Genomic DNA, 23,709 nt, shown 5'->3' with positions numbered 1-23,709 from the left:
TTTGAATATCCTCAGCGACTCCCCTCCCCAAGCGTAACTGTTCAACCCCAACAAGGGGTCGGCTATTTCACCGGGATTACTATTCTTGAATCGACGCGCCAGGAACTCACCGACAACCGGGAAGTACATCGGTCGTATGACGATATCAAGTTTCAGGTTATCGACCGTCTTGCCAATTACCGCACGAGACTTGATCAACTCAATCTCGGTCGCCGAAGGCGACTCTTTTCCCAACATGCTGCCGACATCGGAGAAGCCCAACAAATCGTTCTTCTTCGCTTCGACCTGCAACAATGCATTCGCCTGGTATACAGGCGTCGCCAACACAGCATACGCTACACCAGCCGCCATAAAGGCACCGGTAACCGCGGCAATCAGCCATTTATGGTCGATCAGTGTCCCAAACAAGCCGAGAAGATCAATCTCGTCATTGTCGTCGTCCCGCACGTTGACTACCGGTGCTTGCTGCATAAGTCGGATTCTTTGCCTGTATTACGATTCAAAAAGGAGTTGGCCATCAGCGCGCCAGGCGCTGTGCCCATGCGAGTACGGCTTCTTCGATCAACGCATAAGCGTGCACAAAAGCAGGTTTGCCTTGACGGTAGGGGTCGCTGATTTCGCGATCGTCTTGCCACTTGCCCAGCAGCAACACTTTGCCTCGCGCTTCAGGGGCAATGTTGAGTACCCCGCTGACATGTCGCCTCTCCATCACCAGAATCAAGTCCGCCTCACTAACGGCTTGAGACGTGAGCTGAACGGCCTGGTGCTCGTGGGGCAGATGACCGTGCTCCGTGAGTACCGCGTGTGCCGTCGGCTCGAAGGGCTTGCCCGTCAAGGCAGCGAGGCCAGCCGAGCTGACCTCGATATCGGAATGAACAAGTGCCCCGCGCAGCAGATGCTCCGCGGTGGGACTGCGGCAAATATTGCCGACGCAGACAATCAAAACCCTTTTAAGCAAGATAACATTCCCCGTCTTGTCAACATTGGCGGTGACATAGCACTTGCCGAACATAAGAGCTTTAAACTACGAATGATGAGCCCGGGTATTGATACCCGGTAGCTGCAGTTGAAACTTTCAAACAATCAGTACGTATTTATTACCATGACGATTGAACAGCCCCCAACTTTTTCTCCAGACAAAAAATAACATTTTGCCCCGGCAAACTGAAAATAACAGTAGTCGAGTTTATCCAGACATTTTCTAACAGTTACCGTTTTCCCGCGACCGTTCAATCTAAATTACGCTGAAATAGCGAATGGCTAATGTATAGCCGTTCCGCTAGTAAATTGCCAGTATGCGGACATTTAGTAGTTGGGTAAGGGGCGCGTTGAGCAATAACTTTGTTTACGTTGTATCAGGCGCATGCCGTGAAATAAGCGGGCTTGCTCGCTGGCCAACCGAACGCCCGACCTTTCCCGCTGTACGCGCCTGGCGCTGCCTACTGAGCGTTGCGAACTTTTTTCTCGAGTGATCGGACCGTTTAGAGCCCGCACTCTCCAGCGTTGTCGGTTCCGACAACATGAGTCGAACCTTTCCTACTGCCATTAGCCACTCCATCTGTCTACTTTCAAGGACGTTTCCATGATTCGCAAATGCCTATTCCCCGCTGCCGGCTATGGGACCCGCTTTTTGCCCGCCACTAAAGCCATGCCGAAGGAGATGCTGCCGATCGTCAATAAGCCGCTGATCCAGTACGCCGTCGAGGAAGCGCGCGACGCCGGCCTGCAACATATGGCCATCGTCACCGGCCGGGGCAAGCGAGCGCTGGAGGATCATTTCGATGTCAGCTTCGAGCTGGAACACCAGATTCGTGGCACCGATAAAGAGCGGTACCTGGAAGGCACTCGAGAGTTGATCGATACCTGCACTTTTTCCTATACCCGCCAGGTAGAGATGAAGGGCCTGGGTCATGCGATTCTCAGCGGTCGTTCGTTGATCGGTGATGAGCCATTCGCCGTGGTATTGGCCGACGACCTGTGCCTGAACCTTGAGGGCGATGGCGTACTGGCGCAAATGATCAAGCTCTATCAGCTGTTCCGCTGCTCGATCGTGGCGATTCAGGAAGTGCCCCGTGAGCAGACTCAGAAGTACGGCGTGATTGCCGGCGAGCTGATTCGCGAGGGGATTTACCGGGTCAACAGCATGGTCGAAAAGCCCCGTCCGGAAGACGCCCCATCCAACCTGGCCATTATCGGCCGGTACATTCTGACGCCCGATATCTTCGATCTGATCGCTGACACCGAGCCTGGCAAGGGTGGTGAAATCCAGATCACCGACGCCTTGATGAAGCAGGCCCAAAATGGCTGCGTGCTGGCTTACCAGTTCAAGGGACAACGCTTCGATTGCGGCGGCGCCGAAGGTTACATCGAAGCCACCAACTTCTGTTTCGAGCACCTGCATCAGAACACCTGGTGACGGCGCTGAACCCTGACGAACGTGTGCGTTATCGAATTGATTTTATGGTCTTTATTTCCCTATGGACGAAGCCTCTATGAAGACATTGAGCGGTTTCAAGGCAGATGACAGTCGCCGCCCGTATGGCGCTGACCTTAAAAACAACCTCGCGTACCTCATCGTGCGTGCCTATGCGTCGGAGCTGATTTTCCCCCGCGTGCAGAAACCGCCGGTGCTGCTGGTGGAGCGCATCGGCGCCTTCCCCTCCTCCGGAGAGATCCGCCGTCAAGTCAAGGATGGCCCGGCGTTGCTGGCGAGCATCAAGCAGCGCTACGCCGTCGATGCTCTGGACATCAACGAGAACGACGGGCTGAACCTGGTCTTTGCCGACTGGCGCTTCAGCTTGCGCCTCTCGGGCGAGGATTGCGTGACGTGCCTGACCGTGGAAAGTCGCGGCGACAGCTCGCTCATGCAGCGCAAAACCGCCGAGCTGCTGGAGCAGATCGATGCACAGGAGGCATTCGAATGAACGCCATAGCAGAACACGCCCCCAAAGCCTGGTACCTGCTCCAGTGCAAGCCCAAACAGGATGAGCGCGCCGAGGAACATTTGCAGCGTCAGGGCTATGACTGTTTTCGCTCTACCTACAGGCGTGAGCGCGTTTTGCGCGGGCAGCGTCGAGTGATCAGCGAATCGCTGTTTCCAGGCTATCTGTTTATTCACCTGAGCCTGCAGGACAGTTGGGGTCCGCTGCGCTCGACCCGCGGTGTTTCGCGCGTCGTCGGGTTCGGCGGTCAGCCACTGCCTATCCGCGATGCATTGATCGACGAACTCCAGGAACGGGACAGCCAGGCGATCGTGACCACGCTGTTGAAACACGGAGATGCGGTGCGCATCACTGAAGGTCCGTTCTGCGATCTCGAAGCGGTGTTCCTGGCCATGGACGGCGAGGAACGGGTGCTGCTGATGCTGAATTTCCTGCAGCGTGAACAGCAAATCAGCCTGCCGCTGGCGCGGGTCAACAAGCTTTAGATTCTTTAAGCTGCTCACACAAAAACGCCGCTCAACAACAAGCGGCGTTTTTTATGGATGCAGGAAAACCTACGCCGCTTCCGAGAGGTGATTCCAGTCGACCCAACCCAAAAACCACGTCGCCAGAATCAGTAAACCGAACCCGATCCGGTACCAGGCAAACACGGCATAGCTATGGTTGGCGATGAACTTGAGCAACCCGCGCACGGCAATCATCGCAAAGAGGAATGCAGCGACAAACCCCAGGGCAAAGACCGGCAAGTCTGCGGCCTGGAACAGGTCGCGATACTTATAGCCCGAGTACACCGCGGCACCCACCATTGTCGGCATCGCCAGGAAGAACGAAAACTCAGTGGCCGTCTTGCGTGACAGGCCAAACAGCAACCCGCCGATAATCGTCGAACCCGAACGTGAAGTACCGGGGATCATCGCCAGGCACTGTGCGCAACCGACTTTCAAGGCATCGGTCCAACGCATCTCGTCCACGTGATCGATCACCACTACATGTTCGCGTTGTTCGGCCCACAACATAATGATTCCACCTATCACCAGCGCCACGGCCACGGTGATCGGGTTGAACAGATACTCATGGATCTTGTCGGCGAACATCACACCCAGGACAACCGCCGGCAAGAAACCGATCAACAGATTCAGCGTGAAACGTTGCGCGTTACGCTGGGTCGGCAAGCCGGTGGTGATCTCCAGAATCTTGCGACGGAACTCCCAGACGACCGCCAGAATAGCCCCCAATTGAATAATGATATTGAACGCCATGGCTCGCTCGCCGCCGAAGTCGAGCAAGTCCGCGGCAATAATCTGGTGACCGGTACTGGAAATGGGCAAAAACTCTGTGAGTCCTTCAACCAGCCCTAGAATCGATACCTGTGTGGTGGTCCAGAAATCCATTAATCCCCCGTTGACCCCTCTCGGCTGAAAGGTCTGTTGTTGATTCCGAGTATTTAAAACCTGACGGCGATTAAGCCTGTCGGATCAACTAAGAATTAAAACGCATTCTCTGCACGCTTGAAGCAAACGTTATAAAACGTCCATGACCGGGCTATGACGACCTCTACGGCGCCGTCCACCTGCTACGCTTTGCGTTCATGACCGGAGGAGCAACCATGCCAGACGATCCCACCCCCGCCCTGCTCGAACGCTTCAACCAGAACATCACGGCCCTCGGCTGCGCGATTGATGAGATTGGTATCTGGATTGCCAAGAGCGGTTCGGCTGACGTGTCAGGACGGATAACCGATCACCTTAAAGTGCTGGAAGGCAACACCGACGCGATTGCCCAACTGATGGCTGACCTGATCGCCAGATGGACACCTGAAGAAGAAATTGACCCGGAAGACTGATACTTGTGTCTTGCCGGGCCCATCGCTGCCACTCATCGTCGGAGCGTTGACGTTTGGAGTTTCGGCGCGTGCAATGTGCTACCCAAAAATGATCGCCCAAGAGAACACTCCACATGGCAAGGATCATCGTACTCGCTGGTGATTTTCCGCAGGGCGATGGGGAGTATTACTCGGGAACCATCACACTCAAAACAGCGCTTAAACCGCGACTGGGGAAAAGTTTCTCCGTCTCGGAATTCAAAGATCTAACGGTCCAGAGCACGGAATCCAACAAGAATATAAAGAGCGCCATCGGCCTGGGCATTGCAGGCGCGATGTTGCTGGGGCCAGTCGGTGCCATCGCTGGCTATCTGCTCGCGGGCAACAACACGGAAGTGACCTTCATGGCCACCCTGAAGGACGGTGGCAAGCTCCTGGCCGCAACCGATGCCGATACCTACCGGGATATCTCGGCACGCGCCCTCAAAAAATCCCGCCCCAGCCGCCGAGGCGCACTTTCCGAGTCATTGAACAACGGATCCATTCACTGATCCGCCAGCCCTGTAACAGCGAAAATGTTGCAGGGCACTTGATACAGCACATGCTCCGTCGTACTGCCCACCCATTTGCCCAGTCCCTTGCGATGGGCATTTCCCATGACGATCACATCGGCCCGGTGATGCGCGGCAAAGTCGGCCAGCGCTTTGCCAGGCGGCCCTGCAACGAAATGTTGTCGTTCAGTGGGCACGCCATAGTGGTCGGCCAACGCGATGAAGGCCTTATGCAGAGACTTGCGCACGTCGCTGCCGAAGCCTGGCATTGTCACGGCCCCGGCGCCTGCGTCAGATATGTGTGTCATCGATAGATCGTAGGCATGCAGCAGATGCAGCTCCGCGTTGCATTGCATCGCCAATCCGTTCGCCGCCTGGATGATGCGGTCGTTGATGCCCGTGATCTGAGTCTCGGGTTGCGACGGATCGACTGCCGCCACTATCACCCGCGGAAGTGGACACCTGACTTCGCTGACCAGATGCACCGCCACCGGACACTCGCGCAACAAGTGCCAATCCAGAGGCGTGATGAAAACGCGTTTGAGCGCCGATTCGTGCTGCACGTCCTTGATCACCAGATCCGGCTGCATTTCTGCCACATGCCGAAGGATCTCTTGCAACGCAGTGCGCGTTATAAGCACTTCGGTGCTCACCGTGACCCCGCGCCCGCGAATCAGATCGGCCTCATCCTTGAGCCACTTTTCGTTCTCTTGCTGACAAGCCTCACGAAACCGCGCACCGGCGCTCTTCAAACCCAGAAGGTGGGAGTCTTCGATAAACACCGTGATGTGCAGCGCTGCGCCAGTGGCTTCGGCAATGGCAACCGCTCGCTGCAACGCCGGGGTGTGACGCATGGCTGTACCGGCTATCAGAAAGAGTCGTTGATATTGGCTCATGTAACACCTCCAAACGTTCCGGGATATCTAGCTCCCCCCAACGCTCTCGCCTGTCATACCACCGACGATTTGCTATCGCCTCAACTAACGGGATCGGCACTATCAATATACGCCTGGATTCAATAAGCGAGTTATAGGCGTGCGGCCTCGCACCGAATCCGGGAGTCCGGATTCGGTGATGAGCCAACGCTACTTCTGGGCATATTTCGTGCCGTGCGGTCCGTTAAGCTGTGCCTGCATCAGCCCCCATTCACGCTGAATGATCGAGTACGGAATAAAGACACTGATCCTCTCAGCGCCCTTTAGCCCGGGGTGAAAACTCACATTGTTGAACAGGGTGGAGTGAAAACCGACATTAATGCCGACAATGCTGCCGTCATTGGCGATGACGGGCCCACCCGACATCCCCTTGATCATCGGGGCATCATGGATGGCATAACGTTCGCCGCTGCCTTCATCACTGTTGATGAAAGGCGCCGGATATACCTTGCCTTGCCCGGTGACCGTTGTCATATACGGACTCGTCCCCACGGCAGTGATGTGCTCACCCACGCGCGGTGCGCGCCATGACGGATAATGGCCGTCGGCCTTGTGCTTGATGAAGACGAGGTCGCAACCGGTGCTGCAGCTGTATTTCACGTTGCGAATGAGTGGGGTGTGGCGGGTGGTGACGGCGTAGTCCTCGTTCCATTGCACGGCCGAGGCCGTGTACAGATAGGGCAAAGGAAAGCCTGAAAAGACTGAGAAATATGAATCATTGGCAGGTCCCGACAAGTCGGGTTTTACCATACCGTTGCATCCTGCAATACCAGCTCCTATTAAAAAGTAGGCCATGAATTTAATCATGATGATCACCGACTTAGAAGGAGGTTAGATTTTTATTGTGGCGAAACTTGTGGAGAAACTTTTAGTTGTCAGGTTTGTGCAGTTTTCCTCGCAGCGGGTCAGGTGCGTTTATTTATGGCTGAAACTGTAACAAATGCGTACAAATAAATTGTGCTAAGACCAATTGCCTTTCGATACATATAACAAACTTCAACTAATTGACGCCTGAAAAATGACACACGCATGAAAAATACACTAGCAATCAAACTTTCATAGTTTAAGTAAAGCGAGTAAAACAGCCGCTCTCAGGGCATTTAACGCACTTCGGCATGCCTCGGTAACGCCACGGAAATCAATGCCGCGAAAATAACAAATACGCTGGATATCCATAAACACGCCCTGCCCGAAAGCCTGATAAATCCAGCCAGAGAGCACGGTACCGATCAGGCGGCCCATTGGACATGTAGTAGAACCCCACGTCCAGCAACACGCTGTTTTCCTTGGCGTAGGACACGATCAGGTGCTGTTAACGTTGCGCGAGACGATGCTTTGCATGGCCATCACGATCGAGGCAAAGACCACCACCGGGTCGACGGCTTTGTGCGGCACCGCGCCATTGCCACCGTCGCCGATGATTTTGATGTTCACCGTGTCGGTAGACGCATGAACGGTCCGCTGTAAAAACCCAAATGCCGGACGGGATAACCCGGCACGTTATGCATGGTGAAAATCGCGTCGCACGGAAACCGCTCGAGCAGTCTTTCTCCAGCATTTTCCTGGCACCGCCCAGCCCTTCTTCCGCCGGTACTCGTAGCAATAGTCGACGGTCATATCGTTGCAACTGCAAGTCTTGATCAGGACGTTGTCCGAAGCGTGTTTGTCGACCTGACCTATCAAGGAAAAGGAATCGGAAGACACTTGATGGAGAGGATTCAATCGATCGCCATAAGTGCAGGCCTGAACCTACTATGTGTCCCCTCTTCAATCACCGCAGAAGGCTTTTATGCTTCACTTGGCTTTAAAAAAATCCGTGACGAGTTTCACGAATCGGAGCGCACGATCATCATGGCGAAGACATTGGACCTGTAGCGCTACAGCATCCAGGGACGCCAGGATCAGAAAATGGATTTCATCTCTTGATCAACATGTTGGCTCATCGGATTGGCGTTTTACGTGCTTGGCTTACTAACTGGCGGTCGTTTCAAGGCAGAAAGCGGTTCTGCCTGGGGTTGGGCAGTCGCCGTCGGCGGCTTGGTGCTATTCGCACCTTTCGTGATTTTTATGGTGGTTTTGGCATGGTGTCGCGTAGTAATGGGTGGCACCACCGGTCGGATCTGACACCTTGCCCGCCTTCACTTGGTCAGCGGCGATCTGCGCCTGGGCAAACTCGCGAAACGGAATCGGCTTTGCGCCACTCAGGCAGGCGAAATTCGGATCGTTCCTGTTCCAGCAGCTGAACTGGTAGGGCTTTTGGTACACACCGGCATACCCCTCGCCCCACCACGACCTGGCCTTGCCGTCATTCACACGGTTGCGGATGGTCCAGGCCACAGCGATTTGGCCAGCCAGGGATTCGCCGCGAGCTTCACCCCATAAGGTGCGGGCGCGGATGCCGCAGTCTTTTTCGGCTTCAGTCATCACTTTCTTCAGGCAAAAAAACCCGCACTTGGCTGGGATCGATAAGGATTCGTCTTGTTACAGGGCGTCTTCAATGCTCTTGGCTACAGACTTGGCGAGTTCTGCATAACCAGGCTTCGTATAGTGAACATCAGTATTAGATTCACGCATGCCGTCTGGCAGGCTGGCCGAGACAACCTGCAGGTCATTGACCGGAATACCGAGGCGTCTCATTACCTTAGCCGCTGTTTGGTTATACTTTTCCACATCGACACTGTTGCGGCAGGGATCTTGCTGTGGAACAACGGTGATGCTCTGAAAAATAACATTCGCACCCGTTGCCTTCAGTTGAGATGCAATCAAGTCGAGATTTCTTTCGTACTGATCCAGCGGAACGGCGATCGAACCGTTCATCTTATCCTTGTGATCCTTGGTGATTGACCCAGGTTGACGGTAGCAGATGTCCCACAGCCCGAAATTGAAGCTGATAACGTCCCATTTCCCTGAGCCGATCCATCGCCGAAGATTCCTGACGCCATTGTTCGAATCCTGCGAGTTGCCAGCGCTGTGAACCACCACGGCTTTCGAGTCCAGGGCTTTCCGCACATACGGCGTGTACCCGAGCGAAATTGAGTCACCAATGATCAGGACTTTCGGCCTGCTCAGTTGATCGGCATTGCAGCCCACCACGAAAAAGATCGAAGAGGCGATCAGAGCCTTGAAAACAGAAAGCTTGAGCACAGACATCCATCCATGTTGGTGAGAGTCAGGACAGTCTACCTATGCCGGCACTCATCACAAGGTCAATTGAAGCTTGCCCGCGACTGGCCAGGCGCCTGGTAGCGCCAACAGCAGTTGTTGGTTGTTGAGAGCCGTTGAGATCTCGCTGCGTACAGCCAATGTGCGGGATCTTAGTTATTTTTTGTCGATTACGGGGCTCTTTTTGCCTGTTACCATCGGGCTTTAGACTCTACTTTCGGGCCTGAGATGAACGCTTCCGTTGTTAACGAGCCGAGAGACTGGGCTTGGGCATATACGAAGATCAGAACGTATGGCTGTTCTCGTGTGTCCGCCCTTTACAGAGCAAGCCTATATACCCTGCGAGGCGACACAGGGGTATTCAGAATAGGTAACGGTTGGACAAAGGTGAGAATCCGACGTTGAGTTATAAAAAATCACCGCAAAATACCAATTCCCTTAAGTCATTAGGCATTGAGTGCCATCACCTGCTAAAAAAGGACAAATCAAGAAATGAAGTATAGAGCAGACATTGATGGACTTAGAAGCATAGCAATATTACCAGTAATACTATTTCATGCAGGGTACAGCCTATTCAGCGGCGGCTTCGTTGGGGTTGATGTATTTCTTGTCATATCCGGATACTTAATTACAAAAATAATCTCAAGCGAAATCAAAGAGAACAAATTCAGCATCACCGTATTCTATAAAAAAAGAATAGACCGCCTGCTACCAGTACTACTTGCAGTACTTACATTCACATTGATCGCAGGTTGGTTTCTGCTCACACAAAAGGAGTACAAATCCCTATCACAAAGCGTAGTCTCTTCCATACTATTCTCGTCAAACATTTATTTCTGGATAATCCAAGATTATTTTTCAGCTTCAGCTCAAACCCTCCCCCTGCTCCATACGTGGTCACTGGCAGTAGAAGAACAATTTTATATTTTCTTCCCTCTACTAATGATAGCCATTTACAAACTAGGGTTTTCGTCAAAGAAAAGCCAAAAAACAATACTGCTTCCAATTTTTCTTGCATCTCTGTTAGCGGCCTGTATTACTACATACCACAGCCAATTAACTGCATTTTACATGCTTCCTTTTAGAGCATGGGAACTACTGATCGGATCTTTTTTAGCACTAAACTTTATCCCAGCTACAAAATCAAAGTTCTTAGCCAACATTCTCTCGTTAAATGGTTTGCTACTAATTGCCGCAGCAGTTTTCACATTTGACAAATCCGTACCGTTCCCTGGAGCCACCGCCCTACTACCGACAATTGGTGCAGCCCTGATCATCTATTCAGGATCGGTACATATAACTGTAGCAAAAACAATACTCGAATCACCGCCCGCTGTATTCTTCGGAAAAATCTCTTACTCCCTGTACATGTGGCACTGGCCAATATATGTATTCTTCAACCTATACTTTGACTTCAACCTGAGTACATATCAGCGCATATCCATGGTCGCTACAGCCTTGATTGTATCGTACTTTTCTTGGCTTCTGATTGAGAAAAAAACTCGAGGGCGATTCGTCAAGGCCCCAACAACAAAAGCTTTCGCATACGCAGGTGCATCTATGACTGCAATCGCCTTAGTGGGAATGGTGATTGTTTTTAATCAGGGCTTCCCAGCACGTCTCAGTGAACAGGCAATTCTTGCTGAAAAATCTGCGACCGATTATAGCCCACACCGGTTGAAATGCCATACAAATACCACCGTCGGAATAGTCATCGAATATAATAACTCATGCATACTCGGCGAAAACACAAAGCCAGATACGGTCGTCTGGAGCGATAGTCACGGGGTTGAATTAGCAGCCGCGATAGGTGAGCTATATAAACAACGCGGTAAATCCTTGCGAGAACTAACTGCATCAGGATGCCCGCCATCACTTGGCTATAACACAACATCACGCCCAGACTGCGCCGCCTACAACCAGAGGATATTTGATTCGCTTATTGCGGATCACGATATAAAACACGTGATAATAACTGCATTTTATGGCTCTCCTAGCTATCACGATAGTTGGGGAGATTTTGAATCAGGCTTCTCCAAAGCCATAGAACTACTAAAGGCGAACGGAAAGAATATAATAATAAATTATCCGTTGCCCTACTACACTTCGGGCGTTCCACAAACGATGGCCAGGGCAAAAATGCTCGAAGGCATTATGCCTCCGCCTTACATAACCACCGAGCAATTTAAAACCCAGAATGAATACGCTATCAGCTACCTAGACAAAATAGCCCGATCAGACTCAGTACACCTAATTGAAAGCTACAAAAAAATATGCTTTGAGACTTGTGAAAAAACCATAGACAACCACGCAATTTATTTCGACGGAAATCACATATCCATGGTTGGCGCAAGATTGTTTGCAAAAGATTTTGTCGCAATCACAGAGCAAACTATGCTTGCTAAGCATTGAGTGTTAGCGATGGCGATACGTACTCACCATCGCTAATTCAAATATCCTCTCCGGCTGTGAATTCAAACTTCCCAAATTTTGGGGAGTTTGTGCTGGCCTTGTGCTGGATGAAGACAAGGTCACAGCCGGTGCTGCAGCTGTATTTCACGTTGTGGATGAGGGGGGTGTGGCGAGTGGTGACGGCATAGTCTTCGTTCCATTGCACGGACGAGGCCATGTATAGATAAGGCAAAGGGAAGCCCGAGAAGACTGAAAAGTATGAATCATTGGCAGGCCCCGTCGGGTTTTACCATACCGTTGCATCCTGCAAGAACAGCTCCTATAAAAAAGTAGGTCATGAATTTAATCATGATGATCACCGACTTATAAGGAGGATTTGATTTTTATTGTGCCGAATCTTTTAGTTGTCAGGTTCTTGTAGCTTTCCTCGCAGCCCGGTCTGGCTGGTTATTTATGGCTGAAGTTTTAATAAATGCGCACGAATAAATTGTGCCAAGACTAATTACTTTTCGATCCATATAAGAAACTTTAACTATTTGACACCTGAAAAATGGCACCAACATAATAAGCACACTAGAAATTAAACTTTCTTACTTGGTGTAAAACCCATGAAACAGCGGCTTTCAGGGCAGTTGAATCGCTTTGGCATGCCTGGGTAACGCCACAGAAATCAGTGCCGCGAAAATAACAAATGCGCTGGACACCCATAAACACGCTGTCAGACCGAAGACCTGATAAATCCAGCCAGAGAGCACGGTGCCGATCAGCCGCCCCATGGCGTTGGACATGTAGTAAAAGCCCACATCCAGCGACACGCCGTCTTCCTTGGCATAGGACACGATCAGGTAGCTGTGCAGCGAGGAATTCACCGCGAACAGCACACCGAAGACCATCAATCCGCCCAACAGCACCCACTGTTGCGGCAACCCGGTGTTCAACCCCAGAGCAATTGCCGCCGGCAGGCCCGCCAGCGCAAGCGCCCAAAGCAACGCAGCGCGGCCATCAGGGACATGTCCTCGTTGCTTGCCGGTGATCCGCGGCGCGAACGATTGCACGATGCCGTAGCCGATCACCCAGGCTGCCAGGAATCCCCCGACCTTCCAGAAGTCCCAGCCAAAGACGCTGCTCAGGTAGACGGGCAAAGCCACGACAAACCAGACATCGCGAGCGCCGAACAGGAACAGGCGGGCCGCCGACAGAATGTTGATGGCCCGGCTTTTGGAGAGGATGTCGCGAAACCTGGGCTTGGCTTTAGCCTTGCCCAAATCCTTCTTCAACAGGATCAAACTGCTGATCCAGATCAGCGCCAGGACACCCGCCATGGCCAGTAACGCGCCTTTGAACCCGATCAGGGCGAGCAATGCCCCGCCGAGAAAGAAACCGACGCCTTTAAGTGCATTCTTCGAGCCCGTGAGAATGGCTATCCATTGATAGAGCTTGCCCTGCTGCCCATCGGGCACTAACAGCTTGATGGAGCTTTTTGCGCTCATCTTGTTCAGGTCTTTGGCGATCCCCGACAGCGCCTGAGCCCCCATCACCCAGGGGATCGTCAGCCAGGTTACGGGAACTGTCAGCATCAACAGCGCCACCACCTGCATGCCCAACCCCAGGTTCATGGTCCGGTTCAGACCCAGTCGGGCGCCGAGATAACCACCTACCAGGTTGGTGATCACACCAAAGAGTTCGTAGAACAGAAACAACGCCGCGATTTGCAGCGGGCTGTAGCCCAACGCATGAAAGTGCAGGACCACCAACATGCGCAAGGCACCGTCGGTGAGGGTGAAGGCCCAGTAATTGCCCGTCACGAGCAGGTACTGTCGCACTTCCGGCGCGAGGGCTGACAACGTTTTCATCACCGCTCCTTAAACGGCCAGGCCGACCATTCTAGCCAGTTCGACCGTGCGGTTCGCGTAAGCCCATTCGTTGTCGTACCAGGCATAGAGTTTGACCTGGGTACCGTTGATGACCAGGGTCGACAGCGCATCGATGATCGATGAGCGCGGGTCGGTGCGGTAGTCGATGGATACCAGTGGACGCTCCTCGAAACCGAGGATGTCTTTGAGTTCGTTCTCGGAGGCGTCCTTGAGGAACCGGTTCACTTCTTCGACGGTGGTGACGCGCTCGACTTCAAAAACACAGTCCGTCAGTGAAGCGTTGGCCAACGGTACGCGCACGGCGTGGCCATTCAGACGCCCGCGCAGTTCCGGGAAAATTTCGGCAATGGCGGTGGCGGAACCGGTGCTGGTCGGGATCAGGCTCATGCCCGAAGCCCGTGCCCGGCGCAGATCCTTGTGCGGCTGATCGAGGATGCTTTGGGTGTTGGTCAGGTCGTGGATGGTGGTGATCGAGCCGTGGCGAATGCCCAGCTTTTCGTGGATCACCTTCACCACTGGCGCGAGGCAATTGGTGGTGCACGATGCGGCGGTAACGATGCGATGTTCCGCTGGATTGAACAGGTGATGGTTGACGCCCATGACGATGTTCAGCGCCCCCTCTTCTTTCACCGGAGCGCTGACCACTACGCGTTTGACCCCCTGATCAAGGTAAGCCTGGAGTACCGCGACGGTCTTCATCTTGCCACTGGCTTCAATCACCAGATCGCAGCCCGACCAATCGGTATCGGCAATCGCCTTGTTGGCAGTGACCTTGATGCGCTTGTCGTCGATGACAATACAGTCACCTTCAGCGCTCGCCTGATCATTCCAGCGACCATGCACCGAATCGAAGTTGAGCAAGTGCGCATGCGTCGCCGCGTCGCCTGCCGGGTCGTTGATCTGAACGAACTCAAACTCCGGCCAGCGCCAGGCGGCGCGCATGGCGAGACGACCGATGCGGCCAAAACCGTTGATGCCTACTTTGATAGTCATGTTGAGGTGCTCTGTAGCGGTTGCTTTGGGGGTTATCGAACCGGACAGCAGGCAGCTGCCCGTTCGGGACGGTCGCCCATCTGATCAAGGCGTTGGGCATCGGGGCTCAGCCAGTGCGTGTTGGCTTCAAGCGCCACGGTCAGCACCTGATGCACCCAGTCAGGAAGACTCGGGTGCAACCGGTAGTAGACCCATTGGCCTTGCCGACGGTCCGCCAGCAATCCACAGGTACGCAACTGCGCCAGGTGCCTGGAGACTTTGGGCTGGCTCTCGTTCAACGCGCAGGTCAGCTCGCAGACACATAGCTCTCCCTCACGGGCGATGAGCAGCATCATGCGGACCCGGTTGTCGTCAGCCAGGCATTTGAAAACAGTGGTCGGCGTCAGAGGGGCAGACATTGGGTTTCTTCAGTTCATATGCGTTTTTTCGAATATATGTTTTTCCGCATGTACCGTAAAGGGTCCCAGCCAATGTGTCGGCTCTGTACATGAATGATATTTATTTACTTACAAAAGGGAATCGTTATCATTAGCGCTACTACTAATAAAAGGAGCTCATGGTGGCTTTACCGCGCATTTACCCCGCCTCTCTCTCACTGCTGGGGCTGTTGGCAGTACCTGATTTGCAGGCAGAAACCCAATCGCCAGTCACCCTGCCTGCCACTGCTGTGACCAGCGATTACAGCGAGCAGAACTACAAGCCGACCGACAGCCGCAGCGCGCTGAAGATCGATGCCCCGCTGCGCGATATCCCGCAAACGGTGAACGTGATCCCTCAGAGCGTGATCAAGGATCAAGGCGCGCAGTCGATGGAAGACGTGCTGAAAAACGTTCCCGGCATCGGCCTTTCCAATGGCGATGGTCAGCGCGACCAGGTCACCATTCGCGGCTTCAGTGCCATCGGCGACATGTACGTCGACGGCGTCCGTGACGATGCGCTGTACTTTCGCGATCTGTCCAACGTTGAGCGCGTGGAAGTGATCAAGGGGCCGGCAGCGGTGCTCTATGGCCGCGGTTCATCCGGTGGTCTGATCAACAGCATCAGCAAGAAACCCAACTTCACTCCCAAGCAGGAAGTGGGTGTCAGCTTCGACAGCGAGGGTAAAAAGCGCACGCAGTTCGACGCTGGCTGGGCCGATCAGCAGCAAAACGACAAGGCCTTCCGGGTGACCGGTGCGCTGGAGAACAGCGACACCTTCCGCGATGACGGCAATATCGACCGCAAGGCGATTGCACCTTCGGCCTACTTCAAGCTCTCCGACAATCTTGAACTGAATCTGGGCGCTACGTACCTCTACGATAAACGCCTGATCGACTTCGGCATCCCCGCGCTGGGCAACCGCCCGGTCGATGTCGATCGGGACAAGCGCTTCGGCTCCGCCGACCCGGATGACGATTACACCCGCAGCGAAGTGTTCTCGTTCACCGCCGGCGTCGACTACCGCCTCAACGACGACTTCACCCTGAGCAACACCAGCCGCTACTACCACTACGACCTGGATCGCAACAACACCCTCGCCGACTCCAGCCCAACACGCTTCGTCACCGCACCCAACGGCGAACTGCTGGTGAAACTCAACCGCGGCAACGTGCAGCGCAAGGAAGACGGCTGGTTCAACCAGACCGAACTCAAGCAACAGGCCACGCTCGCCGGGATGAACCACAACCTGCTCTATGGCGTGGAACTGGGGCGCCAGGTCAAGGATCAATCCGTCTTCAGCCAGTCCAACGTTGCGCGAGTCCCGGTGTACCGCGATGCTCTGGTCGACGTGCCGTTCCAGGCCAACCGGCAAACCGCCAAAGGCACCACTACCCAGGACACGGCCGGTTTCTACGTCCAGGATCTGATTGAACTGACCCCGCAATGGAAAGCGTTGCTGGGTGTGCGCTATGACGTGTTCGACCAGGAATATTCGGATGACCTGACCCGCGCCACCCTGTCCCGAACCGACCATACCTGGAGCCCGCGCGCTGGCCTGGTCTACCAGCCTGATCAGGTTCAGTCCTACTACATTTCGGTGAGTCGCTCTTACCAACCCTCTTCCGAAGTCTTCGCCCTGAGCACCACCAACCAGGACCTTGAGCCGGAAGAAACCACCAACGTCGAGATCGGCGGCAAGTGGGACCTGCTCGACAATCGCCTGGCGTTGACGGCAGCGCTGTTCCGCCTGGAACGCACCAACATGAAAAACACCGATCCGGCGAACCCGACCCAACTGGTCCTGTCGGGCGAGCAGCGCACCGACGGCCTGGAACTGACCGCCAGCGGGCAGTTGAGCGACAAGTGGCAGGTCTATGCCGGCTATGCCTATCTGGATGCCGAAATCACCAAGTCCAACAACCGGACCAACGGCGTCGCCAACGAAGGCCAGACACCGACCCTGACCCCGCGTCACAGCGCCAACCTCTGGCTGGTGCGCTCGCTGACCAACACCTGGCGCGTGGGCATGGGGGCGAACTATGTCGATGACCGCTACACCGCCCTGGACAACCAGGTGGTCATGCCCGCCTACACCACCGTGGACGCGGCGTTGCTCTATAACCTGCCGAAGTGGGACATGGCGCTGCGTTTGCGCAACGTCTTCGACAAGGACTATTACGCCTCGGCCCATGGCTCGGTGGACCTGATCACCCCCGGAGCGCCACGCACTCTGGAGTTGAGTACCAACTACCGGTTCTGAGTGAAAACCTGAAATCAAACGCCCTGCATCCCGGGGCGTTTGTTTGCAGTGCGCAACATCGTGACAATGATTCAAAGCTCATTTAATCTTCAGCGCGCGATGAGTGATTGAGAATCTCTCGCGTTGTCAGACAACAACAATATTTCGAGGAAAACCCATGCGCAAACTTCTGTTGCTCACCCTTATGGCCGCTTCTCCCCTGGCTTTCGCCGGTACTGAATGCACCAAGGCCGACAAAGCCCAATGGCAAGACCAGGCCAAGTTTCAGGAAGATCTCAAGGCCAAGGGCTATAACATCAAGAAGTTCAAGGTCACTGCCGGCAATTGCTACGAAATCTACGGTTGGGACAAGGACAAGCGCAAAGTCGAGATCTACTTTGATCCGGTCACCGGCAAAGTCGTGAAAGAAGAGATCGAATAAGACAAAGATGAAAGCTGAAACCCTGCGCCTCTGGGACCCTCTCGTACGCGTTTGCCACTGGTCCCTGGTGGTTGTCTTTATCAGCGACTACTTCCTCAATGAGGAGGGAGACGCCTGGCATCGCTGGCTCGGCTATTACGCCGTGGCAGTGGTGCTGGTGCGCGTGGTGTGGGGGTTCATTGGCCCGCCGGCGGCGCGTTGGTCAGACTTCTGGCCAACCCCGACGCGCATTGCTCACCATGGCCGGGCGCTGTTTTCCGGCCAGGGCTACCACCGCATGGGCCACTCACCCATCGGTGCACTGGTGATGGTTCTCATGCTGCTGTTGATGACCGGCCTGGGCATCAGCGGTTTCCTGATGGAGGAAGTGGACTACTTCTTCGGCGAAGACTGGCTGCGTGATGTCCACGAGTTCATGGCCAATGCGCTGCTCACGCTGGTTGGCGTGCATATCGTCGCGGCACTGGTGGAAAGCATCCGTTTGCGTGAAAACCTGCCGCTGTCGATGATCACAGGCCATCGACGCAAGAAAAACGCCGACGAATAAAGAGCCCGATTCAGCGCAATCCCTGTGGGAGCGGGCTTGCCCGCGAAAGCGGTGTGTCAGACGACATCAATGTTGGACTGTGCCACCGTCTTCGCGAGCAAGTCGGATTGCCGCACAGCCGCACCCTCGGGGAAGATCAGCGAAAGGATTTCGTATACCCTATCGCTATCTCACTTCCAAACGACCGCCGCCGTGAACCTACCCAAACTCAACGCTCCCGACCTTGGCAATACGCCTTCGACCTCGGAAATCATCACCCGTCATCTGCGCGACGCCATCGTCGCCGGGCATTTTGCCGAAGATGAACCGATTCGCCAGGACGACATTGCCCGCCAGTTCAACGTCAGCAAGATTCCGGTGCGCGAGGCGCTCAAGCGGCTGGAAGCCGAAGGGCTGGTGATGTTCCAGCGCAATCGCGGGGCGATGGTCACGCGGGTTTCCGATGCCGAGCTGGCGCAGATGTTCGAGGTGCGCATGTTGCTGGAAGACAAAATACTGCGCCTGGCCATACCCAACATGACTGAAGAAACCTTCGCCCGTGCCGAGCGCATCTGTCAGGAATTCATCGGCGAGGACGACGTGGGCCGCTGGGCCGAGCTCAATTGGGAGCTGCACGCCTGCCTTTACGAACCGGCACAACGGCCGTTTCTGGTCAGCCTGATTCGTTCGGTCAACGACAAGCTGGAGCGCTACCTGCGCATGCAAATGAGCCTGTCGGCCGGCAAGGAACGGGCCGATCACGAGCATCGCGAAATCCTCGCAGCCTGTCGTGCCGGCGATGTGGAGCTGGCGGTGAAGCTGTTGGACGAACACATTGCCGGGGTCTGCAAAACCCTGTTCGAGCACCTGCCCCACGCCCACTGACGGTTCAGGATGCTATGCCGATTTCGTCATCGGCACAGGATAAATCCATCAAGCCGGCACCCCGCCGCACAGGCCACTCTTGCGTTCACTCATCTGAACGGACGTGGCCCTCCCATGAAACGCATCACCGTGATCGACTCCCACACCGGCGGCGAACCGACCCGTCTGGTGACCGCCGGCTTTCCTGATCTGGGCACCGGCAGCATGGCTGAACGGCGCAAGCGGCTGGCCGACCATCACGATCAATGGCGCGCCGCCTGCGTGCTGGAACCACGAGGCAGCGACGTACTGGTGGGTGCCCTGCTCTGCACACCGGTGGACCCGAGCGCCTGTGCCGGGGTGATTTTTTTCAACAACAGCGGTTACCTGGGCATGTGCGGCCACGGCACCATCGGCCTGGTGGCGTCGCTGGCGCACCTGGGCAAGATCGGTCCTGGCGTGCACCGCATCGAAACGCCGGTGGGGACGGTGCAGGCGACCCTGCACGAAGACCATTCGGTGAGCGTACGCAATGTGCCGGCCTACCGTTACCGCAAGGCGCTGGCGTTGCAGGTGCCGGGCATCGGTCAGGTAGTCGGCGATATCGCCTGGGGCGGCAACTGGTTTTTCTTGATCGCCGAGCATGGACTGCGGGTCGCCGGCGACAACCTCGACGCGCTGACCGCTTATACCTACGCGGTGCAACAAGCGCTGGAGGCCCAGGGCATTCGTGGCGAAGATGGCGGGCTGATCGACCATGTCGAGCTATTCAGCGATGACGATCACGCCGACAGCCGCAACTTCGTGCTCTGCCCCGGCAAGGCCTATGACCGCTCACCGTGCGGCACCGGCACCAGTGCCAAACTGGCGTGCCTGGCGGCCGACGACAAGTTGCAACAGGGGCAGATCTGGCGTCAGGCCAGTGTCATCGGCAGCGAGTTCGAAGGCTCTTATGAATGGCAAGGCGAGCGCATTGTGCCGACCATTCGTGGCCGTGCCTTTATCAGCGCCGAAGCCAGTTTGATCATCGAACAGGACGACCCTTTCGCCTGGGGCATTCGTCCATGAACGAGGGCCTGGTGGCCGATGTGATCGTGATCGGCGCCGGTATCATCGGCGCTGCCTGCGCCCAGGCGTTGGCCCGGCGTGGCTTGCAGGTGCTGGTGCTGGACGCCGGCCTGCACGGTGCGACGGCAGCGGGCATGGGCCACCTGCTGGTGCTCGACGACAACCCGGCCGAACTGGCCCTGAGTCAATATTCCCTGCAACGCTGGCGCGAGCTGGCACCGGACCTGCCCGACGACTGCGCTTACCGCAACAACGGCACGCTGTGGCTGGCGGCCAACGCCGAGGAAATGGCGGTCGCCCATAGCAAATACCTGAACCTGAAAGCCCAGGGCGTAGCGTGCGAACTGGTCAGCGCCAGCGCCTTGCGCCAGCGTGAACCGGAACTGCGCGAGGGTCTGGAAGGCGGCTTGCTGATCAATGGCGACGGCATTCTGTATGCGCCGGCGACCGCCCGCTGGATGCTCGACACGCCGAACATCCATCAGCGTCGAGCGCGGGTCAGCGCCATTGATGGCAACCGCGTCTGCCTCGATGACGGCCGTTGGTTGAGCGCCGAAGCGGTGGTGTTGGCCAACGGCATTCAGGCCAGCGACCTGTGCCCGGAATTGCCCATCGAGCCGAAAAAAGGCCACCTGCTGATTACCGACCGCTACCCCCGCACCGTCACCCACACCCTCGTGGAACTGGGCTACGTCACCAGTGCCCACAACGCCACCGGGCCATCCACCGCCTGCAATATTCAGCCGCGCCCCACCGGGCAATTGTTCATCGGTGCCTCGCGGCAATTCGGCACCACCGATCCGCAAGTCGAAGGCTGGATGCTGGCGAAAATGCTCAAGCGCGCCGCCGAATACATGCCAGGCCTGGCCCGGCTCAATGGCATCCGCGCCTGGACCGGTTTTCGCGCCGCCAGCCCCGACGGCCTGCCGCTGGTGGGCCAGCACCCGCAGCAGCAGGGCTTGTGGCTGGCGGTCGGGCACGAAGGCTTGGGCGTCACCACGGCCCCCGGCACGGCCGACTTGCTGGTGGCGCAGCTGTTCAACGAAACCCCGCCACTGGCCGCGCAACCCTATCTGCCCCAGCGTTTTCTCGGAGAACCTGCCTATGCCTGAATTACTGCTGGACGGCCGCGCCTTGAACGTGGCCGAAGGCACCAGCGTCGCCGCTGCCCTGGCGCTGGGCAGCGACGGCTGCACGCGCACCTCGGTCAGTGGCCAGCGCCGCGCGCCGCTGTGCGGCATGGGCATTTGCCAGGAATGCCGGGTGACCATCGACGGCCGGCGACGCCTGGCCTGCCAGACTCTGTGCCGCGACGGTATGCAGGTGCAGACATGCCCATGAACGAATACGCCGATCTGCTGATCATTGGAGCCGGTCCCGCCGGCATGGTCTCCGCCCTGGCCGCCGCACCCAGCGGCGCACGCATCGTCATGCTCGACGACAATCCGCTGCCGGGCGGGCAAATCTGGCGTGACGGTCCGCAAGCCAACGTGCCCGATCAGGCCCGTCGCCTGCGTGAGCGTTTGCAGGCTTGCAGCAACCTCCGCCGTCACCCCGGCACCCGGGTGATCGCCAGTCCCGGTCCGAAACAGCTGTTGGTCGAAAATGACGATGCCGGTTGGCTGATCAGTTATGACAAGCTGATTCTGTGCACCGGTGCCCGCGAGTTGTTGCTGCCCTTCCCCGGCTGGACGTTGCCTGGCGTGACTGGCGCCGGTGGCTTGCAGGCGCTGATCAAGGCGGGCCTGCCGGTGCAGGGTGAACGCGTGGTGATCACCGGCAGCGGCCCGCTGTTGCTGGCGAGTGCCGCCACCGCGAAAAAGCATGGCGCGCAAATACAACGCATCGCCGAGCAAGCCTCGCGCACCGCCGTCGCCGGCTTCGCCGCGCAACTGCCCCGCTGGCCGGCCAAATGGCTGCAATCGTTCAGCCTGTTCGACCGTCATTACCGCACCGCGACTCATGTATTGGCCGCTCTTGGCACTGACCGGCTGGAAGGCGTGCGCCTGCAACAGCAGGGCAAAATCATCGAACTGGCCTGTGATCGGTTGGCCTGTGGTTTCGGCTTGATCCCGAACATTCAATTGGGCCAGGCGCTGGGTTACGCCATCGAGGGTCAGGCGTTGGCCGTGGATGCCTGGCAGGCCAGCCGCGTCGATCATTATGCGGCGGGTGAATGCACCGGGTTTGGTGGCAGTGAACTGGCGTTGGTCGAAGGGGCTATTGCGGGCCACGCGGCGGTCGGTGACCTTGAAGCGGCACGCCAGTTGTGGCCACGTCGGGCGCGCTGGCAGGGTTTCGCCAAGGCACTGAATCAGGCCTTCGCCCTCGACCCACAACTCAAATCCCTGGCCCGCCCCGACACCCTGGTCTGCCGCTGCGAAGACGTGCCCTACGCCGCATTGACCGGGCACACCGACTGGCGCGAAGCCAAGCTGGCCAGTCGCTGCGGCATGGGCGCCTGTCAGGGCCGGGTGTGTGGTGGCGCGGTGCAGCACCTGTTTGGCTGGCAACCCTCGGCACCCCGCCCGCCCTTCAGCCCGGCACGAATCGAGACCTTGATGTGCCTGGACGACACCCCGCCAGCCTGAAACCCCCTCGGGGGTTTCAGCCGCGCTGTCGAGCCTCTATGATCCCGGGGTCGCCCTCAGACCCCAGCGCCATGTATCCCTCGCTCAGCACCTTCAAACCCTGCGACCTGCCCACGCTGCTGAACAGCCTGCAGCCGATTGCGCCGCTGCTCGATACCCTAGCGGACGTGGTGTTTTTCATTAAGGACCGCGAAGCCCGCTATGCCTTCGTCAACCAGACCCTGGCCCGGCGTTGCGGTTTCAAACATCGTGAAGAGCTGCTGGGGCTCACCGCCGAAATGGTCTTCCCGGAACGCTTCGGCCCGCTGTACACCGAACAGGATCGGCGGGTGCTGTCCAGCGGCCGCGAATTGGCCGACCAACTGGAACTGCACCTGTATTACGGCAACCAGCCGATCTGGTGCCTGACCCACAAACTTGCCTTGAAGGATGAACAGGGCCACATCGTGGGCCTGGCCGGAATCTCCCGCGACCTGCAATCGCCACAGTCCAATCACCCCGCGTACCAGAAACTCGCCGCCGTGGACGCGCACATCCGCAGCCACTTCGCCCGCCCCGTGCCCCTCGCCGAACTGACCGCCATCGCCGGTTATTCCGTGGCGCAACTGGAGCGTCACTGCAAACGGGTGTTCCAGCTCACCCCACGGCAGATGATCAACAAGGCGCGCCTGGAAGAAGGTTCGCGGTTGTTACTGCACACCGAGTTGCCCATCACCGAGATCGCCCTGCGCTGCGGTTATACCGACCACAGTGCGTTCAGCCGGCAGTTTCGTGCGTTGACCGGTCTGTCACCGAGTCAGTATCGCGATACTCAGCGCTAAGGATCGTTTAGGGATCGTTCCCACGCTCCGCGTGGGAATGCAGCCCG

The 23,709-nt window shown here is 56.5% G+C and carries 27 protein-coding genes and 1 pseudogene; 16 read left to right on the top strand and 12 right to left on the bottom strand.

Translation table 11 applies throughout. The features are described from left to right. Together HCU66_RS25395 and HCU66_RS25390 are read right to left on the bottom strand one after the other, a co-directional pair. Positions 1-471: Wzz/FepE/Etk N-terminal domain-containing protein (locus HCU66_RS25395; RefSeq protein WP_241015684.1), on the bottom strand; the 471-nt coding region annotated here is incomplete at its 3' end. A 46-nt stretch (positions 472-517) separates the two neighbouring features. Next, positions 518-1,012: a low molecular weight protein-tyrosine-phosphatase gene (locus HCU66_RS25390; RefSeq protein WP_205891144.1), complete on the bottom strand. Its 495-nt coding sequence runs from the start codon at positions 1,010-1,012 to the stop codon at positions 518-520. A 570-nt stretch (positions 1,013-1,582) separates the two neighbouring features. Between HCU66_RS25390 and galU the strand changes: the two genes are divergently transcribed. The 3 genes from galU to rfaH all read left to right on the top strand — a co-directional run bounded on the left by galU (position 1,583) and on the right by rfaH (position 3,427). Next, entirely contained in the window at positions 1,583-2,416 is an 834-nt protein-coding gene (galU, locus tag HCU66_RS25385) for a UTP--glucose-1-phosphate uridylyltransferase GalU (RefSeq protein ID WP_205891143.1), read from the top strand. A gap of 76 nt (positions 2,417-2,492) precedes the next feature. Beyond that, positions 2,493-2,924 carry a phosphohexomutase domain-containing protein gene (locus HCU66_RS25380; protein ID WP_205891142.1) on the top strand — a complete coding sequence of 144 codons (432 nt, stop codon included), beginning with the start codon at positions 2,493-2,495 and terminating at the stop codon, positions 2,922-2,924. Further along, positions 2,921-3,427, top strand: a complete 507-nt coding sequence (gene rfaH / locus HCU66_RS25375) for a transcription/translation regulatory transformer protein RfaH (protein ID WP_205891141.1) — start codon at positions 2,921-2,923, stop codon at positions 3,425-3,427. The genes HCU66_RS25380 and rfaH overlap by 4 nt, the downstream gene beginning before the upstream one ends. A 69-nt stretch (positions 3,428-3,496) precedes the next feature. Here the strand turns inward: rfaH and HCU66_RS25370 are convergent, their stop codons facing one another. Then, positions 3,497-4,333: an undecaprenyl-diphosphate phosphatase gene (locus tag HCU66_RS25370; RefSeq protein ID WP_205891140.1), complete on the bottom strand. Its 837-nt coding sequence runs from the start codon at positions 4,331-4,333 to the stop codon at positions 3,497-3,499. Positions 4,334-4,548: 215 nt separating this feature from the next. Between HCU66_RS25370 and HCU66_RS25365 the strand changes: the two genes are divergently transcribed. Both HCU66_RS25365 and HCU66_RS25360 read left to right on the top strand, forming a co-directional pair. After that, positions 4,549-4,785 (top strand): hypothetical protein, encoded by a 237-nt coding sequence (locus HCU66_RS25365; RefSeq protein ID WP_205891139.1) that lies wholly within the window; start codon positions 4,549-4,551, stop codon positions 4,783-4,785. A gap of 113 nt (positions 4,786-4,898) precedes the next feature. Next, the gene (locus tag HCU66_RS25360; protein ID WP_205891138.1) at positions 4,899-5,315 is read left to right on the top strand and encodes a hypothetical protein; all 417 of its coding nucleotides are present in this window, start codon (positions 4,899-4,901) and stop codon (positions 5,313-5,315) included. Here HCU66_RS25360 and HCU66_RS25355 read toward each other — a convergent pair. The 4 genes and pseudogenes from HCU66_RS25355 to HCU66_RS27355 all read right to left on the bottom strand — a co-directional run bounded on the left by HCU66_RS25355 (position 5,309) and on the right by HCU66_RS27355 (position 7,684). Further along, positions 5,309-6,211 carry a universal stress protein gene (locus HCU66_RS25355; protein WP_205891137.1) on the bottom strand — a complete coding sequence of 301 codons (903 nt, stop codon included), beginning with the start codon at positions 6,209-6,211 and terminating at the stop codon, positions 5,309-5,311. The two genes, HCU66_RS25360 and HCU66_RS25355, sit on opposite strands and share 7 nt — an antisense overlap. A 189-nt stretch (positions 6,212-6,400) precedes the next feature. Further along, on the bottom strand, positions 6,401-7,000 hold the full coding sequence (locus tag HCU66_RS25350; protein ID WP_205891146.1) for a trypsin-like peptidase domain-containing protein: 600 nt from the start codon (positions 6,998-7,000) through the stop codon (positions 6,401-6,403). Between the two features lie 350 nt (positions 7,001-7,350). Beyond that, a pseudogene (locus HCU66_RS25345) lies at positions 7,351-7,559 on the bottom strand (organoarsenical effux MFS transporter ArsJ); the annotation flags it as partial. Beyond that, a complete protein-coding gene (locus HCU66_RS27355) occupies positions 7,553-7,684 on the bottom strand; it encodes a hypothetical protein (protein WP_277397080.1) in 132 nt (43 codons plus the stop codon). The gene HCU66_RS27355 and the pseudogene HCU66_RS25345, both read right to left, overlap by 7 nt. Before the next feature lie 72 nt (positions 7,685-7,756). Between HCU66_RS27355 and HCU66_RS25340 the strand changes: the two genes are divergently transcribed. Next, entirely contained in the window at positions 7,757-8,125 is a 369-nt protein-coding gene (locus HCU66_RS25340; RefSeq protein ID WP_205891136.1) for a GNAT family N-acetyltransferase, read from the top strand. Between the two features lie 168 nt (positions 8,126-8,293). On the opposite strand, the gene HCU66_RS25335 is transcribed toward HCU66_RS25340, so the two are convergent. Together HCU66_RS25335 and HCU66_RS25330 are read right to left on the bottom strand one after the other, a co-directional pair. Beyond that, the gene (locus tag HCU66_RS25335) at positions 8,294-8,674 is read right to left on the bottom strand and encodes a cell wall hydrolase (RefSeq protein WP_205891135.1); all 381 of its coding nucleotides are present in this window, start codon (positions 8,672-8,674) and stop codon (positions 8,294-8,296) included. A 57-nt stretch (positions 8,675-8,731) separates the two neighbouring features. Next, positions 8,732-9,394: a GDSL-type esterase/lipase family protein gene (locus tag HCU66_RS25330; protein WP_205891134.1), complete on the bottom strand. Its 663-nt coding sequence runs from the start codon at positions 9,392-9,394 to the stop codon at positions 8,732-8,734. Between the two features lie 510 nt (positions 9,395-9,904). On the opposite strand from HCU66_RS25330, the gene HCU66_RS25325 reads away from it, so the two are divergent. Continuing rightward, complete coding sequence (locus tag HCU66_RS25325; RefSeq protein WP_205891133.1) at positions 9,905-11,824, top strand: acyltransferase family protein; 1,920 nt, start codon at positions 9,905-9,907, stop codon at positions 11,822-11,824. Positions 11,825-12,447: 623 nt separating this feature from the next. Here the strand turns inward: HCU66_RS25325 and arsJ are convergent. From arsJ to HCU66_RS25310, 3 genes are read right to left on the bottom strand one after another with little or no spacing between them, the layout of a single operon-like run. Next, the gene (gene arsJ, locus HCU66_RS25320) at positions 12,448-13,677 is read right to left on the bottom strand and encodes an organoarsenical effux MFS transporter ArsJ (RefSeq protein ID WP_205891132.1); all 1,230 of its coding nucleotides are present in this window, start codon (positions 13,675-13,677) and stop codon (positions 12,448-12,450) included. 9 nt (positions 13,678-13,686) lie between these two features. Continuing rightward, a complete protein-coding gene (locus tag HCU66_RS25315; protein WP_205891131.1) occupies positions 13,687-14,691 on the bottom strand; it encodes an ArsJ-associated glyceraldehyde-3-phosphate dehydrogenase in 1,005 nt (334 codons plus the stop codon). A 32-nt stretch (positions 14,692-14,723) separates the two neighbouring features. Next, positions 14,724-15,089 (bottom strand): metalloregulator ArsR/SmtB family transcription factor, encoded by a 366-nt coding sequence (locus tag HCU66_RS25310; RefSeq protein WP_205891130.1) that lies wholly within the window; start codon positions 15,087-15,089, stop codon positions 14,724-14,726. A 158-nt stretch (positions 15,090-15,247) separates the two neighbouring features. On the opposite strand from HCU66_RS25310, the gene HCU66_RS25305 reads away from it, so the two are divergent. From HCU66_RS25305 to HCU66_RS25265, 9 genes are all read left to right on the top strand, one after another. Beyond that, the gene (locus HCU66_RS25305) at positions 15,248-17,371 is read left to right on the top strand and encodes a TonB-dependent receptor (protein WP_205891129.1); all 2,124 of its coding nucleotides are present in this window, start codon (positions 15,248-15,250) and stop codon (positions 17,369-17,371) included. A gap of 157 nt (positions 17,372-17,528) precedes the next feature. Then, complete coding sequence (locus HCU66_RS25300) at positions 17,529-17,792, top strand: PepSY domain-containing protein (protein WP_205891128.1); 264 nt, start codon at positions 17,529-17,531, stop codon at positions 17,790-17,792. Between the two features lie 7 nt (positions 17,793-17,799). Then, a complete protein-coding gene (locus HCU66_RS25295; protein WP_205891127.1) occupies positions 17,800-18,339 on the top strand; it encodes a cytochrome b/b6 domain-containing protein in 540 nt (179 codons plus the stop codon). Between the two features lie 192 nt (positions 18,340-18,531). Beyond that, complete coding sequence (locus HCU66_RS25290; protein ID WP_007935506.1) at positions 18,532-19,203, top strand: GntR family transcriptional regulator; 672 nt, start codon at positions 18,532-18,534, stop codon at positions 19,201-19,203. A gap of 114 nt (positions 19,204-19,317) precedes the next feature. Continuing rightward, complete coding sequence (locus HCU66_RS25285; protein ID WP_205891126.1) at positions 19,318-20,250, top strand: 4-hydroxyproline epimerase; 933 nt, start codon at positions 19,318-19,320, stop codon at positions 20,248-20,250. Then, positions 20,247-21,362, top strand: coding sequence for an NAD(P)/FAD-dependent oxidoreductase (locus tag HCU66_RS25280; RefSeq protein ID WP_205891125.1), 1,116 nt, complete (start codon positions 20,247-20,249; stop codon positions 21,360-21,362). The genes HCU66_RS25285 and HCU66_RS25280 overlap by 4 nt, the downstream gene beginning before the upstream one ends. Then, positions 21,355-21,591: a (2Fe-2S)-binding protein gene (locus HCU66_RS25275; RefSeq protein WP_205891124.1), complete on the top strand. Its 237-nt coding sequence runs from the start codon at positions 21,355-21,357 to the stop codon at positions 21,589-21,591. The genes HCU66_RS25280 and HCU66_RS25275 overlap by 8 nt, the downstream gene beginning before the upstream one ends. Next, a complete protein-coding gene (locus tag HCU66_RS25270) occupies positions 21,588-22,841 on the top strand; it encodes an NAD(P)/FAD-dependent oxidoreductase (RefSeq protein ID WP_205891145.1) in 1,254 nt (417 codons plus the stop codon). The genes HCU66_RS25275 and HCU66_RS25270 overlap by 4 nt, the downstream gene beginning before the upstream one ends. A gap of 71 nt (positions 22,842-22,912) precedes the next feature. Beyond that, complete coding sequence (locus tag HCU66_RS25265; protein ID WP_205891123.1) at positions 22,913-23,662, top strand: AraC family transcriptional regulator; 750 nt, start codon at positions 22,913-22,915, stop codon at positions 23,660-23,662. The last annotated feature ends 47 nt before the right edge of the window (positions 23,663-23,709 follow it).

It is taken from the genome of Pseudomonas frederiksbergensis (genome assembly GCF_017114915.1).
Classification (GTDB): Bacteria; Pseudomonadota; Gammaproteobacteria; order Pseudomonadales; family Pseudomonadaceae; genus Aquipseudomonas; species Aquipseudomonas frederiksbergensis_I.
This window is presented reverse-complemented; position numbering and strand designations above follow the sequence as displayed.

What these genes read in the sequence shown, in the direction of transcription:
- HCU66_RS25390 (WP_205891144.1), bottom strand. Translation starts at nt 1,012, where the DNA reads ATGTTCGGCAAGTGCTATGTCACCGCCAATGTTGACAAGACGGGGAAT.
- galU (WP_205891143.1), top strand. Translation starts at nt 1,583, where the DNA reads ATGATTCGCAAATGCCTATTCCCCGCTGCCGGCTATGGGACCCGCTTT.
- HCU66_RS25380 (WP_205891142.1), top strand. Translation starts at nt 2,493, where the DNA reads ATGAAGACATTGAGCGGTTTCAAGGCAGATGACAGTCGCCGCCCGTAT.
- rfaH (WP_205891141.1), top strand. Translation starts at nt 2,921, where the DNA reads ATGAACGCCATAGCAGAACACGCCCCCAAAGCCTGGTACCTGCTCCAG.
- HCU66_RS25370 (WP_205891140.1), bottom strand. Translation starts at nt 4,333, where the DNA reads ATGGATTTCTGGACCACCACACAGGTATCGATTCTAGGGCTGGTTGAA.
- HCU66_RS25365 (WP_205891139.1), top strand. Translation starts at nt 4,549, where the DNA reads ATGCCAGACGATCCCACCCCCGCCCTGCTCGAACGCTTCAACCAGAAC.
- HCU66_RS25360 (WP_205891138.1), top strand. Translation starts at nt 4,899, where the DNA reads ATGGCAAGGATCATCGTACTCGCTGGTGATTTTCCGCAGGGCGATGGG.
- HCU66_RS25355 (WP_205891137.1), bottom strand. Translation starts at nt 6,211, where the DNA reads ATGAGCCAATATCAACGACTCTTTCTGATAGCCGGTACAGCCATGCGT.
- HCU66_RS25350 (WP_205891146.1), bottom strand. Translation starts at nt 7,000, where the DNA reads ATGGTAAAACCCGACTTGTCGGGACCTGCCAATGATTCATATTTCTCA.
- HCU66_RS25340 (WP_205891136.1), top strand. Translation starts at nt 7,757, where the DNA reads ATGGTGAAAATCGCGTCGCACGGAAACCGCTCGAGCAGTCTTTCTCCA.
- HCU66_RS25335 (WP_205891135.1), bottom strand. Translation starts at nt 8,674, where the DNA reads ATGACTGAAGCCGAAAAAGACTGCGGCATCCGCGCCCGCACCTTATGG.
- HCU66_RS25325 (WP_205891133.1), top strand. Translation starts at nt 9,905, where the DNA reads ATGAAGTATAGAGCAGACATTGATGGACTTAGAAGCATAGCAATATTA.
- arsJ (WP_205891132.1), bottom strand. Translation starts at nt 13,677, where the DNA reads ATGAAAACGTTGTCAGCCCTCGCGCCGGAAGTGCGACAGTACCTGCTC.
- HCU66_RS25315 (WP_205891131.1), bottom strand. Translation starts at nt 14,691, where the DNA reads ATGACTATCAAAGTAGGCATCAACGGTTTTGGCCGCATCGGTCGTCTC.
- HCU66_RS25310 (WP_205891130.1), bottom strand. Translation starts at nt 15,089, where the DNA reads ATGTCTGCCCCTCTGACGCCGACCACTGTTTTCAAATGCCTGGCTGAC.
- HCU66_RS25305 (WP_205891129.1), top strand. Translation starts at nt 15,248, where the DNA reads ATGGTGGCTTTACCGCGCATTTACCCCGCCTCTCTCTCACTGCTGGGG.
- HCU66_RS25300 (WP_205891128.1), top strand. Translation starts at nt 17,529, where the DNA reads ATGCGCAAACTTCTGTTGCTCACCCTTATGGCCGCTTCTCCCCTGGCT.
- HCU66_RS25295 (WP_205891127.1), top strand. Translation starts at nt 17,800, where the DNA reads ATGAAAGCTGAAACCCTGCGCCTCTGGGACCCTCTCGTACGCGTTTGC.
- HCU66_RS25285 (WP_205891126.1), top strand. Translation starts at nt 19,318, where the DNA reads ATGAAACGCATCACCGTGATCGACTCCCACACCGGCGGCGAACCGACC.
- HCU66_RS25280 (WP_205891125.1), top strand. Translation starts at nt 20,247, where the DNA reads ATGAACGAGGGCCTGGTGGCCGATGTGATCGTGATCGGCGCCGGTATC.
- HCU66_RS25275 (WP_205891124.1), top strand. Translation starts at nt 21,355, where the DNA reads ATGCCTGAATTACTGCTGGACGGCCGCGCCTTGAACGTGGCCGAAGGC.
- HCU66_RS25270 (WP_205891145.1), top strand. Translation starts at nt 21,588, where the DNA reads ATGAACGAATACGCCGATCTGCTGATCATTGGAGCCGGTCCCGCCGGC.
- HCU66_RS25265 (WP_205891123.1), top strand. Translation starts at nt 22,913, where the DNA reads ATGTATCCCTCGCTCAGCACCTTCAAACCCTGCGACCTGCCCACGCTG.